The following is a 12,945-nucleotide window of genomic DNA, read 5'->3' as shown; positions in this document are numbered from 1 at the left end:
CGCCAGGCGCCGCCCCTTGCGCGCAGCGCCTCAGGCCACGCGCTCGGCGGCCTCCACCACGTTGGCGAGCAGCATCGCGCGGGTCATGGGGCCGACTCCCCCGGGCACCGGCGACAAGGCGCCTGCCACGGCGGCCACGCCCGGGTCGACGTCGCCGCGCAGCTTGTACTTGCCGGTCTCCTCGTTGAGGACACGCGTGATGCCCACGTCGATCACGGTCGCTCCGGGCTGCACCCAGTCGGGCTTCACCAAGCCGGCCACCCCGGCGGCGGCCACGACGATGTCGGCCCGGCGCACCTCCGCGGCGACGTCGGCCGTGCGCGAGTGCGTCAGCGTGGCCGTCGCCTCGAGCCGCGTCAGCAGCAGCCCGAGCGGACGCCCCACCGTCAGCCCCTGGCCGACGATCGTCACGTGCGCGCCGGCGATCGGCACGTCGTAGGCGCGCAGCATCGCGACGATGCCGCGTGGCGTGCAGGGCAGAGGCGTGTCGATGGAGCCCTTGCCCCCGGGCACGGCGAGCACGAGCTCGCCCAGGTTGACGGGGTGCAGGCCGTCGGCGTCCTTGGCGGGGTCCATCAGCTCGAGCATCGCCGTCGGGTCGATGCCCTCGGGCAGCGGCAGCTGGATGATGAAGGCCGTCACGGCCTCGTCCGCGTTCATCGTCTCGATCGCGGCGCGGATCTCGGCCTCCGAGGCCGTGTCCGGCAGGTCGATGCGGATCGACTCGATCCCCACCTCGGCGCAGTCGCGGTGCTTGCCCGCGACGTACGAGAGCGAGCCGGGGTTGGCCCCGACGAGGATCGTCCCGAGCCCCGGCGCCGTGCCGCGCGCCTTGAGGGCGTCGACCCGCTCGCGCACGTCGGCCTTGACGGTCGCGGCGAGAGCCGTGCCGTCGATCTTCACGGCACTGCCCGGCCCTGCGATCAGCGGCCGTCCCTGCTCGTCGACGTCGACCTCCACGGCACCGGCCGACGAGGGGCCCGCGCCGACGCCGGCATCACCGGAGGGCACGATGCCAGAACCGGCAGCTGCATCGGGACCGGCACCAGCCGCATCGACGCCGGCAGCCGCAGCCGCTCCAGCGGGCGCACCAGCCCCGGCACCAGCCGCACCAGCACCAGCAGCCGCAGCCGCAGCCGCAGCCGCAACCGCAGGGTCAGCTGCGCCGGCCGGCTCAGGGGACGAGGAGGCGCCGGTCGCGTCGACCGGGCCCACGCCCGCGCTCACGCGTAGAGCGGGAACGCGTCGGTCAGAGCCTTCACGCGCGCGGCCAGCGCGGCGATGTCGGGCTCGGGCATCAGCGTCGCGGCGATGATGTCGGCGACCTCGGCGAACTCGGCGTCGTCGAATCCGCGGGTCGCGAGCGCGGACGTGCCGATGCGGACGCCGGAGGTGACCATCGGCGGGCGAGGATCCCACGGGACCGAGTTGCGGTTGACGGTGATGCCGACCTCGTGCAGGAGGTTCTCGGCCTGCTTGCCGTCGACCTCGCTGGCGCGCAGGTCGACGAGCACGAGGTGCACGTCGGTGCCGCCGGTCAGCACGTCGACTCCGGCCGCCTTCGCGTCGGCCTGCATGAGGCGTGCGGCGAGGGCCTGGGCGCCTCGGATGGTGCGCTCCTGGCGGTCCTTGAACTCGGGCTCGGCCGCGAGCTTGAACGCGGTCGCCTTGGCGGCGATGACGTGCATCAGCGGGCCGCCCTGCTGGCCGGGGAAGACCGCCGAGTTGAGCTTCTTGAAGAGCGGCTCGTGGTTCGACAGGATCACGCCGGACCGGGGACCGGCGAGGGTCTTGTGCACGGTCGACGAGACGACGTGGGCGTGCGGCACGGGCGAGGGGTGCAGGCCGGCGGCGACGAGTCCGGCGAAGTGCGCCATGTCGACCCAGAGGTACGCGCCGACCTCGTCGGCGATGGCGCGGAAGGCCTCGAAGTCGAGCTGGCGGGGGTAGGCCGACCAGCCGGCGATGATCACCTTGGGCTGGTGCTCGATCGCTTGGCGACGGACGACGTCCATGTCGATGAGGTACGTCTCGGGGTCGACCTCGTACGCGACGGCCTTGTACATCTTGCCGCTGAAGTTGAGCTTCATGCCGTGGGTCAGGTGGCCGCCGTGCGACAGCTCGAGACCGAGGATCGTGTCGCCGATGTCGGCGAGCGCCGCCAGCACGGCGGCGTTGGCCTGGGCGCCCGAGTGGGGCTGCACGTTGGCGAAGTCGGCGCCGAACAGCGACTTGGCGCGCTCGATGGCGAGGTTCTCGGCGACGTCGACGAACTCGCAGCCGCCGTAGTAGCGGCGGCCGGGGTAGCCCTCGGCGTACTTGTTCGTGAGCACGGAGCCCTGCGACTCGAGCACGGCACGCGGCACGAAGTTCTCGGAGGCGATCATCTCGAGGTAGTCGCGCTGACGGCCCAGTTCTTGCTCGAGCACGGCCGCGATCTCGGGGTCGACCTCGCTGAGCGGGGCGTTGAAGGTCGAGGGCAGCTTCTGGCCGGCGGCACTGGCGGTGGACTCTGACTGGATCGTCATGGCGGGTCTCTCTCTACACGGTCACGGGACGAGGGCGGCACGAGGTGCCGGTTCTTCAGGTGGTGAGGTGGCCCAGGCGTACGGCCACGTACCGTGTGTGCGTCGCTCCCCGATGGTGACCATCTGAACGCCAGTCGCGACGGGTCGATCATAACTCGGGCGGCTGGGCGGATGCGAGACTGGGACGATGCCGGACCGCACCGCCACCTCCTCGTCAGACGTCCGGTTCCGCACCGGCATGACCGGCTGGCTCCGGTGGCCGCTGGTGGCCGTGATGCTCGCCCTCGCCGTGTTCTCGTGGGTCGCGCCGGGCGACGACGCCAGCACCTCCGAGCGGACCGTCGGGCCCCTGGTGCTCGTGCTGGTCGCGGTGGTGCTCGCGTCGATGGGCGTCACGGTCAGGGCCGACCGCGCGCGCCTCCTCCTCGCGTTCACGCCCTTCTACCGGCGGTCGGTGGCGCGTCAGGAGATCGTCTCGGTCACGGCCGACACCTGGAGCCCGATCAGCTTCGGCGGCTGGGGCGTCAAGGGCTGGGCGCGGTCGAGCAAGGGGCTGCTGCTGAACGCCTCCCTCGGTCGGCGGGGCGACCAGGGGCTGCGCGTCGTGACGACCGACGGGCGCACCTACAACGTCGAGGTGCCCGACCCGGTCGGCGCGGCCGTGAGGGTGCGCGAGCTGCTGGACGTGCCGGAGGCGTCGGTCGCCACCCGCTGACCGGCGGCGGCCGGCAGGACGTCCGGCCGGCGTCGCCGCGACCCGTCGACCGGCGGCGGCCGACGCGACGGCCGGCCTGGGAGAGGCGCGCGAGGAGGCGCCGACAGACCAGACGGTTCGTTCTGCCGGGCCAGCCGTGGCACGCTGGTGCGGTGACGCAGACCCTCGACGACACGCGCACCGGGACCGAGACCGGCGAGCGCCTCCTCGTCGCGCCCGACGTGCCCTGGGTCGTGCTCGTCTGGGACGACCCGGTGAACCTGATGTCGTACGTGAGCTGGGTGTTCCGCAGCTACTTCGGCTACGCGGCGGCCGAGTCGGAGCGCCTCATGATGCAGGTGCACACGACCGGCCGCGCCGTCGTGGCCACCGGCCCGCGCGAGGCGATGGAGCGGCACGTCGAGGCCCTGCACGACTTCGGCCTCTGGGCGACCGTCGCGAAGGCCGACGAGTGATCCCGTTCCGGCGTCGCGGCGACGAGCTGCTGCTCGACCTGCCCGAGCACGAGGCGCGGCTGCTAGGCGACCTCGTCGCCCAGCTCGTCACCGTGCTCGAGGGCGGCGACCCCGGCGACCCGGCCGTGGCGCGCCTCCTGCCGTCCGCCTACCCCGACGACGAGGAGGCGGCGGCCGAGTTCCGCAGGTTCACCTCCGACGACCTCACCGCCCGCAAGCTCGCCAACGCGCGACGGGTGCTCGACGACGTCGCGGCGCCGACGGCCGAGCGGCTCGACGCCGCGGGGCAGCAGTCGTGGCTGCGGACGCTGACCGACCTGCGGCTCGTGCTCGGCAGCCGTCTCGGCGTGACGGCCGACGGGCCGGCGCCGAGCGACGACCCGCACGTGGTCGTCATGCACGACGTGTTCGACTGGCTCGGCTACCTGCAGGAGAGCCTGGTCCAGACGCTGGGCTGACCCCGCGCGCTGCGGGACCCGACCCGCTGCGGGCCGCGCCGATCCTGCGGGCGCTAGCGCCCCTCCTTCGGGAACACCACCCAGAGCACGAGGTACAGCAAGACCTGCGGGCCGGGCAGCAGCAGCGACAGCACGAAGAGCAGCCGCACGAGGAACGGGCTGAGGCCGAAGCGGTTCGCGAGGGCGGCACAGACTCCGGCGATGACCTTGCCGCGGCGGGGACGAGTGAGGGTAGCCATGGGCCCACCCTGCCAGGATCGGGCTCGCCGCGGGTCGGGCTCGCCGCGGGCTTCCGTCGAGGGCGGGTGCTCCGGGCCGAGGGCGGGTCGCTGGCTGCCCGCCCTCGGCCCGGAACACCCGCCCTCGACGAACGAGGAGGTGCGGCACACGAGCGCAGGACGAGTACCACTGCCAGGATCGAGGCGCCGAGGCCGTCACCCGCGGCGGACGACCAGGGGGAATTCGTGGGGAGCACGCCGGACCAGCATCAGCCACCGACGCCGCACGATCGGCAGGAGGAGCGGCACCGGGAGCCTCGCGCGCAGCCGCCGGCCGACGTGCTGCGCCCGCTCCCGCCGTCACCGCCGCTCGCGCCCCCGTCGGTCGACCGCCTGGTGCTCGCCGTCGCCGCGCTGCCCGTGGGCGTCGCCGCCTCCCTCTTCGGCGGCGTCACGCCCGGCCTCGTCGTCTTCTGGGCGGTGGTCGCCGTGTTCGCCGGCGTGGTGACCGGCAGCCGTCCGCACCGCCCCGACGCCGTGCGTCTCTCGATCACGGTCGGCGTGCTGCTCGTCGTGCCGACCGTCTCGCCTGGCCTGCCCGAGGCGTGGAACGTGCTCACCACCTCCGCCGGGGTGTTCTGCGGCGCGACGCTCGGCGGCGTGCTGCGCGCGCGGGCCGACGCCCGCGCCGTCCGCGAGTTCGACCCGCCGACCCGGCCGGAGGACGTGCCGGGCCGGACCGTCCTCCGTCTCGAGACGGACCGCCTCCGGTGGGAGGCCGTCGACCCGTCACCTCGGTTGCTGGAGAAGGCCGTCCGGAGGCTGCGTGACCAGCAGGCCTACCAGGTCGAGCTGCGGCGGGGGCCGGCGGGCATGTTCCTCCTGCGCGACCGAGGGACGCCCTGCTTCGTGCTCCAGGCGGACGACGTCGCAGAGGGGCCGTGGCACGAAGCCCTCGACACGGAGACCGTGCCCGTCGAGGGCGAGCCGTACCCGCAGCTGCTCGGGGCGCGCGAGCTGCGACGCCGGTCGGTCGCCGCCGCCGTGCACTTCAGCCGGACGGGCGAGCGGACGCCGGACCTGCCGTGGGGCCCGGTACGGCCGCGGTGAGGGGCCCGGGTGAACGGCCACGACGCGTGCGACCACGAGGGCGCGACACGGTGACGGGCCGAGTGGACGGACGGCCGTCGAGGCGGGAGGTGACGTCGCCCAGCCCTTGACCGGGTCCGACGCGAGCCCCCTGGGCGGATGCCCGCGAAGAACCGGGCCTACGTCGTGGTCGTCGTGGTCGTCGTGCCGGTGACGGGCATCGCGCCCGTGGCGCGGTGACGGCCGACACCGGGCGAGAATGGTCCGATGAGCGCATCACTCGTGGCCAAGGGCCTGGCCGGCGGCCACGGGCACCGCACCCTGTTCGACGACCTCGACCTGACGGTCGCGCCCGGCGACGTCGTGGGCGTGGTGGGCGTGAACGGGGCCGGCAAGTCGACGCTGCTGCGCCTCCTCGCGGGGGTGGACGAGCCGCAGGGCGGCAGCGTCACGCTGAGCCCCGGCGACGCGTTCGTCGGCTGGCTGCCGCAGGAGCACGAGCGCGTGCCCGGCGAGACCGTCGCCGGCTACATCGGCCGCCGCACGGGCTGCACACAGGCCGCCGCCGAGATGGACGAGGCGGCCTCGGCCCTCGGCGAGGTGGGCGCCGCCCCGCGCACCGACGGGCTCGACCCTGCCGACGTGTACTCGACGGCGCTCGAACGCTGGCTCGCGAGCGGCGCGGCCGACCTGGACGACCGCCTCCCGCAGGTGCTCGCCGAGCTGGGCCTCGGCGCCGAAGCCGAAGCCGAGGGCGCTGTCGGCCCCGACAGCCCGATGACCTCGCTCAGCGGCGGCCAGGCGGCCCGGGTCGGCCTCGCCGCCCTGCTGCTCAGCCGCTTCGACGTCGCCCTGCTCGACGAGCCGACGAACGACCTCGACCTCGACGGCCTCGAGCGGCTCGAGCGCTTCGTGCAGGGCCAGCGCGGCGGCGTCGTGCTCGTCAGCCACGACCGCGAGTTCCTCGCACGCTGCGTCACGAAGGTGCTCGAGCTCGACCTCGCCCAGTCGTCGAACCGGGTGTTCGGCGGCGGCTACGACTCCTACCTCGAGGAGCGCGAGACGGCCCGCCGTCACGCCCGCGAGGCCTACGACGAGTTCGCCGACAAGAAGGCCGACCTCGTCGGCCGTGCCCGCACGCAGCGCGAGTGGTCGAGCCAGGGCGTCCGCAACGCGATGAAGAAGGCCCCCGACAACGACAAGATCCGCCGCAAGGCGTCCGCCGAGTCGAGCGAGAAGCAGGGCCAGAAGGTCCGGCAGATGGAGAGCCGCATCGCGCGCATGGAGGAGGTCGACGAGCCCCGCAAGGAATGGCAGCTCGAGTTCACCATCGGCTCCGCGCCGCGGTCGAGCGCCGTCGTCGCGACGCTCAGCGGCGCGGTGTTCCGCCAGGGCGAGCCGGGCGACGAGTTCGTGCTCGGCCCCGTCTCGCTGCAGGTCGACGGCGGCGACCGCATCGGCATCACGGGGCCCAACGGCGCCGGCAAGTCGACGCTGCTGCGCGGGCTCCTGGGGCGCCAGGCCCCGAGCGAAGGAGGCGCCAGCCGCGGAGCCAGCATCGCCGTCGGCGAGATCGACCAGGCGCGTGCGCTCCTCGCCGGCGACGAGCCCCTGGCCGAGGCGTTCGAGGCGCTCGTGCCCGACTGGCCCCAGGCCGAGGTCCGCACGCTGCTCGCCAAGTTCGGGCTGAAGGCCGACCACGTCTCGCGCCCCGTCGACGAGCTGTCGCCCGGCGAGCGGACCCGCGCCGGCCTCGCCCTGCTGCAGGCCCGCGGCGTCAACGTGCTCGTCCTCGACGAGCCGACGAACCACCTCGACCTCGCCGCGATCGAGCAGCTCGAGCAGGCGCTCGAATCGTACGAGGGCACGCTGCTGCTGGTGACGCACGACCGGCGGATGCTGCAGACCGTGCGGCTCGACCGGCAGTGGCGCGTCGAGGGCGGCCGGGTGACGGAGTCGTGACCCGCGCCTCCTCGACCACCCGCTCGCGCTCGACGACTCGCTCACGGCGCTCGTCGACGCGACGAGCCTTCCCCGTCGCGGGGCTCCTCTCCGTGGCCCTGCTGCTGACGGGCTGCACCGGCGGGTCCGCAGCGGACGACGACGCGACGTCCGGCGCGACGGGCAGCGCCTCGGCCGCACCCGACGCGGGCACCGGCACGAGCGCCGGCTCCGACGACGCCTGGGCCGCCTGGGACGCGGCCCTCGCCGACGTCGACGGGTCGTCCGCCCGGTGGCTCGCGGTCGGCGACTCGATCACGGAGGGGCAGGGCGCCTCCTCGGTCGACGTCCGCTGGGTCGACCTCACCCGCGACGCCCTCCGCGCCGCGCACCCCGTCGACGGCGTCACGGGCGGCGTCGGCTACCGACCGGCGGTGTTCGCGACCTACGGGCCCGACTCCCCCTGGGGCGACTGGGCGACCGACCGGCAGGGCGGCGTCGACCTCGACGGCACCTCGCCTGCCCTGGGCTTCCGCAGCCTCGAGCTCGAGCCCGGAGCGCGGGTGAGCTGGCCGGTGACGGGCACCGACGTGGACCTCTGGTGGGCAGGAGGGGGCGGCTCGTTCACATGGGACGTCGACGGCACCCGGCAGGGCCGCGTCGACACCAGCGACTCGGCCGCGTCGTCGTCGGTGACGCCCGTCGGGGGCCTGGACCCCGGGCCGCACACCGTCACGGTGACCGCCGCGGCCGACGACCGCTCGGACGAGCCCGTCGTCGTGCACGGCCTTGCCGCCTTCGACGGCGACCGGGAGCGCGGCGTGACCCTGTACGACTCGGCGCGGTCGGGCGCCACGACCGGCACGTTCACCGACGACCTCGCGGGCTGGCTCGAGGCGGTCGCTGCGGCCGAGCCCGACGTCGTCACGATCACGCTCGGCGCCAACGACCTGCGGGGCAGCAGCCCCGAGGAGTTCGCGGACGGCTACCGGGACGTCGTCGAGGGCCTGCAGGCGCTGGACGCGCCTCCCACGGTGGTCGTCGTCGACGAGTTCCCCGTCGCGGCCGGCCTGGCCGACACCGGGCAGGCGCCGACCGCCGACTACTCCGCCGCGCTCGACGAGGTCGTCGACGAGACCGGAGTCGTGTCGGTGTCGCTCGGCGACGCGCTCGCGAGCTCGGGCACGACCGACCTGCGCAGCCTGCTCTCGTCGGACGGGCTGCACCCGGACGACGCCGGCCAGCGCGCGATCGCCGCCTTCATGACGGGCGTGCTCGGGCGCTGACCCCGTCAGTTCATCAGAGCGAAGGTGGAGTCGAGGGCTTCCTCACCCGACAGCGAGGGCTCAAGGGTCAGGAGAGTCGTCGCCGTGACAGTGAAGATGCCGTGGGGGGTCACAACGGTCCCTCCGTTGGCGTTCAGGCCCGTCGTCTCACCGTTCTGTACGAATGCTCGACCCTGCACATCGCTGGCACGGGCATCATCGACGGGTGTCACCTCGCCGGACGCGGCTACTGCGTTCGCCTGCTCCTCGATGACGTCAGCATCGAACTCCTGTGCCTGAGCCAGGGCGAAGACGGCACGCTCTGGATTGCCTTCTTCGTTCATCTCAGCGGAGGACCAGGCGCAACTGAAGCCCTCTTCGACGACCGTGCTCTCATCCCGCAGCGCCAGACCATCCAGCGCGTCTCCCACGACCTCGCCGACTTCGTCACAGGACGCGAACGTCTTGACGCTGCCGGGCTCGCCGTCGCCGGCGGCCGCCGAGCTGCCGCCGCCCGACCCGCCCGTCGCCCCCTGGCTCGCCTCGTCGTCGGAGTCGCCGCCGCTCGTGCAGCCGGTGAGGAGCAGCGCCAGCGCCAGCGCGCCGGAGGCGGCGGTCGCCACGGCCCTGCGCGAGCGGGTCGTCGAGATGGTCGGTGTCATGGGTGTCTCCCCCTGGGGACTCGCCGCCGGCTCCCTGCGCCGACGGGCCGTGCCACCTTACCGAGGGGCTCCGACGGCGGTCCCGGGGACGGGGGCGCGCCTCCTCGGGGCCGACCTGCCCGCCCTGGCAGGGCTGACCGCCCTGGCCGCTCTGCCTCGCTGCGCTGCCTGGCCTGGCCGCTGGGCGCACGTCGGCAGGTGCCTGTGCCCGCCCGTGCGCCTTCGCGGCGGCGTGCGGGTACCGTCGAGCGTCCACCGACGATACGGAGTCACCCATGGCCTCGCTGCTCCGCAGGCTCGCGCCCCTGCTCATCCCCATCATCATCCGCAAGTTCCAGAACCGGAAGGGCGGCGGGAACGGCCAGGCCGGTTCCGGTCGCCGCCGCTAGGCGCACACCGGAACTCGCGTCGGCGACGTCCCCACGTCCCCACGTCGCCCTTGCACCATGAACCTCGTTCCGAACCATGAACCGCGAATATTCGCGGTTCATGGTTCGGAACGAGGTTCTTCGTGCTCGGTGGCGTCGCCAGCGGTCCGCGACGCAGTGACCTCGGCCTCGGCCTCGGCCTCGGCGGGCAGCTAGCGGCGCGCGCGGGCGACCAGCACGCGGTCGGTGACGACCACGGCCACGAGCACCACGGCGGCGATGCCGACGTAGAGCAGCGGCAGGGTGTCGAGCCCCGACCCGTCGAGCACGAGGGCGCCGATCAGCGCGCCTCCGCCGATGCCGGTGTTGAACGCGGTCGTGTAGAACGCGCTGGCGATGTCGCGGTGCTTCTCGGGGCTGACCTGCAGCATCTTCGTCTGGAACAGCGGCGGCAGCGCCCCGAACGTCACGCCCCAGATCACGAAGGCCACGAGGGAGGGGCCCGGCTGACCCTCGAGCAGCACCAGCGCCAGCACGGAGACCACCACGAGGCCCACGCCGACGGGGATGCTGACCCGAGGCCGCTTGCCGAGGAACCAGCCGACCATCAGCAGGCCGACGCCGCCCGCGATGCCGAACGCGAAGAGCGCGACGCTGAGGCTCGACTCCGCGATGCCCGTCGAGCGCAGCAGGTACGGCGCGATGTAGGTGAAGAACGAGTAGTGGCCGACCATGAACACGGCCGTGATCAGGCAGCTGAAGACGATGCCCATGACCGAGGGCGGCGGCAGGTGCCGCGACGCGGTCGGCGTCGAGCCGGTGAGCGTCGGGACGCTGCCCGTCGCGGTAGAGGCGGCCAGCGCCTCCTCGGAGTCGCCTGCGGGCCGCGCCGTGTGCGTCGACGGGACAGGCGGCAGCAGCCGCCAGACGAGCACCGCGCCGAGGGCCATCGCCCCGGCGAGGATGCCGAAGGCGGCACGCCAGCCGAGGGCCTGGCCGAGCGCCGTGCCGAGCGGCACGCCGAGCACGAACGCCAGCGTGCCGCCGCTCATCGCGACGGCGAGCGCGCGCCCGACCTGCTCCCGCGGGACGAGGTGGGCCGCGTACGCTCCGCCGACCGCCCAGAACATGCCGTGCGCGAGCCCGCCGAGCACCCGTGAGGCGACGACGAGCTCGTAGGTCGGCGCGATCGCCGTGAGCGCCGCGCTGATCGCGAGCACCGTGATGAGGCCGACCACGATGAGGTGGCGGGGCAGCTTGCGGGTCAGGTGCGTGAGCCCGGTGCTGGTGAGCACCACGGTGAACGCGAAGACGCTGACGAGCAGGCCGATGCTCGACTCGCTGACGCCGAGCTCGCCGCTCATCTCGGGCAGCAGACCGGTGGGCAGCATCTCGCCGGAGATGCTGAGGAACGTGGCGACGGCGAGCGCGAGCAGCCCGGCGAGGGGGAACTTCGCGGGGGTGACAGGGCGACCCGTCGAGGAGGCGCGGGTCGAGGGAGAAGGAGAAGTGGAGGTCGTCGAGGGACGACCCTGGGCAGCAGGTGTCATGGAAGGGTCTCGGTCAGTCGGCGGGCGCCGTTCCCTCGACCCGAGGTGCCGTGGCTCCGGCAGCGGTGCTGCGGTGCTGCAGTGCTGCAGTTCAGCGGTGCTGCACTTCAGCGGTGCTGCAGTTCAGCGACGCTGCGGGGCCGGCTCGGCGGGGAGGATGGTGATCCCGACTGCGCGCTGTCGTGCACGCCCGGGGCCGCGCGTGACGCACGACCGTGGGCGATCTTACCGGCTGCCCTGCGGGGGCGCCAGGGCCGGCTCGGGCCCCGGCCGGTCGACCGGCGCCGGGTCGAAGCGGATGCCGGCCGTCTTCGAGCGCTGCGCCAGCAGCACGAGCACCACGAACGACAGCACCGGCACGAGCACGGCGCCGAGTGCCCACCATCCCGAGTGGTCGGCGTCGTGCAGCCGCCGGATCGCGAGGGCGACCATCGGCGCGAGGGTGAGCACGGACCAGACCGTCCAGACGACGACGGAGGCGCCGTCCGCCGGGTCGCCGGAGGTGTCGTTCCACGAGAACACCGGCACCGTGCCGAGCAGCCCGGGTCCGAACGGCCCCGTCGGCAGTCGGAGCTCGCGGGTCTGACCGCTCAGCACCGGGACCGCGATCAGCAGCACGGCCGCGACGACCATCTGCAGCAGCCACGTCCACCAGAACTCCGCGCGGCTGGCCCGCCCCGTGGTGGTGAGGCGGGTGACGGCCCGGGCCCAGGCGATCCAGGGCCGCGAGACGGGGACGGGGCCGGCGACGGTCAGCGAGTCGGGCAGTCGGATGCGCGCGCCTCCTCGAGTCGGACGGCCGTGGCCGTCGTGGTCGTGCGGCGGCTCGGTCGGCGCCGTCGCCCCTCGACGCTAGCGAGAGCAGACCGCTCTGTCGAGGGCAGGCCAGCCGGCGGGTCGCGACGCGGGGGCGACGCGCAGGCGAGGCGGTCGCGACGCGGGAGCGACGCGGAAGCGACGAACCTCCACGGAAGATCGCGTCGGGTCGTCGTCCTCGCGTCGGGTCGTCGGCCACGCGTCAGCCGCGAGGCGCAGCATGGAGGGGTGAGCACGCCCGACGAGAAGACCTGCCGCTCGTGCGGCCGCCGCATCGAGTGGCGCAAGAAGTGGGAGTCGAACTGGGACGAGGTCGCGTACTGCAGCGACGCCTGCCGCCGCCGCAAGGTCACGGCTCTCGACCGCCAGCTCGAGGATCGCATCCGGGAGCTCCTCGCCGCCCGTGCCGCGACGTCGACGATCTGCCCGTCCGACGTCGCCCGGTCGATCGCCCCCGACGACGAGGACGCCTGGCGCGACCTCATGGAGCCCGTCCGACGAGCCGCCCGGCGCCTCGTCGCAGCCGGCGAGGTCGACATCACGCAGGGCGGCTCGGTGGTCGATCCGTCGACGGCGAAGGGCCCGATCCGCATCCGCCGGCGGCGCGCAGGAGGCGGCCGGTGACCGCCGAGGACCGCGACCGCCGGTTCCCCCGTCGCGTCTACGGGACGGGGGAGGAGCCCGACGTCCGGTTCAGCCTGGCCAACGAGCGGACCTTCCTCGCCTGGGTGCGCACCTCGCTCGCGCTCGTGGCGGGCGGCGTCGCCCTCGAGGCGCTGGGGCTCGGCCTGCAGCCCGGGCTGCGGCTCACGGCGTCGCTCGTGCTGATCGTGGCCGGGATCGCGGCTCCCGTGCAGGCCTGGGTCGGCTGGGCCCGCAC

Annotated in this window: 14 protein-coding genes and 1 riboswitch; of the genes, 8 read left to right on the top strand and 6 right to left on the bottom strand. The window is 73.9% G+C overall.

All coding sequences use genetic code 11. From position 1 onward, the window contains the following. Positions 1–30 precede the first annotated feature (30 nt). Together RWM17_RS07420 and glyA are read right to left on the bottom strand one after the other, a co-directional pair. On the bottom strand, positions 31–924 hold the full coding sequence (locus tag RWM17_RS07420) for a bifunctional methylenetetrahydrofolate dehydrogenase/methenyltetrahydrofolate cyclohydrolase (RefSeq protein ID WP_314102387.1): 894 nt from the start codon (positions 922–924) through the stop codon (positions 31–33). 299 nt (positions 925–1,223) lie between these two features. After that, positions 1,224–2,528 carry a serine hydroxymethyltransferase gene (gene glyA, locus RWM17_RS07415; protein WP_314102383.1) on the bottom strand — a complete coding sequence of 435 codons (1,305 nt, stop codon included), beginning with the start codon at positions 2,526–2,528 and terminating at the stop codon, positions 1,224–1,226. A 63-nt stretch (positions 2,529–2,591) separates the two neighbouring features. Next, positions 2,592–2,676: riboswitch (ZMP/ZTP riboswitch) on the bottom strand. A gap of 39 nt (positions 2,677–2,715) precedes the next feature. On the opposite strand from glyA, the gene RWM17_RS07410 reads away from it, so the two are divergent. The 3 genes from RWM17_RS07410 (at position 2,716) to RWM17_RS07400 (ending at position 4,156) form a co-directional block, all read left to right on the top strand. Next, on the top strand, positions 2,716–3,243 hold the full coding sequence (locus RWM17_RS07410; protein ID WP_314102382.1) for a hypothetical protein: 528 nt from the start codon (positions 2,716–2,718) through the stop codon (positions 3,241–3,243). 152 nt (positions 3,244–3,395) lie between these two features. Continuing rightward, a complete protein-coding gene (gene clpS / locus RWM17_RS07405; RefSeq protein WP_123547824.1) occupies positions 3,396–3,698 on the top strand; it encodes an ATP-dependent Clp protease adapter ClpS in 303 nt (100 codons plus the stop codon). Beyond that, positions 3,695–4,156 (top strand): DUF2017 domain-containing protein, encoded by a 462-nt coding sequence (locus tag RWM17_RS07400; protein ID WP_314102380.1) that lies wholly within the window; start codon positions 3,695–3,697, stop codon positions 4,154–4,156. The genes clpS and RWM17_RS07400 overlap by 4 nt, the downstream gene beginning before the upstream one ends. Positions 4,157–4,209: 53 nt before the next feature. On the opposite strand, the gene RWM17_RS07395 is transcribed toward RWM17_RS07400, so the two are convergent. Then, complete coding sequence (locus RWM17_RS07395) at positions 4,210–4,395, bottom strand: PspC domain-containing protein (protein WP_123547822.1); 186 nt, start codon at positions 4,393–4,395, stop codon at positions 4,210–4,212. A 318-nt stretch (positions 4,396–4,713) separates the two neighbouring features. Between RWM17_RS07395 and RWM17_RS07390 the strand changes: the two genes are divergently transcribed. The 3 genes from RWM17_RS07390 to RWM17_RS07380 all read left to right on the top strand — a co-directional run bounded on the left by RWM17_RS07390 (position 4,714) and on the right by RWM17_RS07380 (position 8,690). Continuing rightward, positions 4,714–5,484: a hypothetical protein gene (locus tag RWM17_RS07390; protein ID WP_314102377.1), complete on the top strand. Its 771-nt coding sequence runs from the start codon at positions 4,714–4,716 to the stop codon at positions 5,482–5,484. 246 nt (positions 5,485–5,730) lie between these two features. Further along, positions 5,731–7,425, top strand: a complete 1,695-nt coding sequence (locus tag RWM17_RS07385; RefSeq protein WP_314102376.1) for an ABC-F family ATP-binding cassette domain-containing protein — start codon at positions 5,731–5,733, stop codon at positions 7,423–7,425. Next, the gene (locus tag RWM17_RS07380) at positions 7,422–8,690 is read left to right on the top strand and encodes an SGNH/GDSL hydrolase family protein (protein WP_314102375.1); all 1,269 of its coding nucleotides are present in this window, start codon (positions 7,422–7,424) and stop codon (positions 8,688–8,690) included. The genes RWM17_RS07385 and RWM17_RS07380 overlap by 4 nt, the downstream gene beginning before the upstream one ends. Before the next feature lie 5 nt (positions 8,691–8,695). Here RWM17_RS07380 and RWM17_RS07375 read toward each other — a convergent pair whose 3' ends face one another. From RWM17_RS07375 to RWM17_RS07365, 3 genes are all read right to left on the bottom strand, one after another. Beyond that, on the bottom strand, positions 8,696–9,331 hold the full coding sequence (locus tag RWM17_RS07375; protein ID WP_314102373.1) for a hypothetical protein: 636 nt from the start codon (positions 9,329–9,331) through the stop codon (positions 8,696–8,698). A 580-nt stretch (positions 9,332–9,911) separates the two neighbouring features. Next, positions 9,912–11,249, bottom strand: coding sequence for an MFS transporter (locus tag RWM17_RS07370; protein ID WP_314102371.1), 1,338 nt, complete (start codon positions 11,247–11,249; stop codon positions 9,912–9,914). A 225-nt stretch (positions 11,250–11,474) separates the two neighbouring features. Beyond that, positions 11,475–11,966, bottom strand: a complete 492-nt coding sequence (locus RWM17_RS07365) for a DUF805 domain-containing protein (RefSeq protein WP_314102385.1) — start codon at positions 11,964–11,966, stop codon at positions 11,475–11,477. Between the two features lie 327 nt (positions 11,967–12,293). Here RWM17_RS07365 and RWM17_RS07360 point away from each other — a divergent pair, with 327 nt between their 5' ends. Next, the gene (locus RWM17_RS07360) at positions 12,294–12,689 is read left to right on the top strand and encodes a DUF2256 and DUF3253 domain-containing protein (protein ID WP_314102369.1); all 396 of its coding nucleotides are present in this window, start codon (positions 12,294–12,296) and stop codon (positions 12,687–12,689) included. After that, the coding region (locus RWM17_RS07355; protein WP_314102367.1) for a DUF202 domain-containing protein at positions 12,686–12,945 on the top strand (260 nt) is incomplete at its 3' end. The genes RWM17_RS07360 and RWM17_RS07355, both read left to right, overlap by 4 nt.

This window comes from uncultured Frigoribacterium sp. (assembly GCF_963515265.1).
Lineage (GTDB): Bacteria > Actinomycetota > Actinomycetes > Actinomycetales > Microbacteriaceae > Frigoribacterium.
Note: the sequence above shows the minus strand (reverse complement) of the source record. Positions and strands in the feature narration are given on the sequence as shown.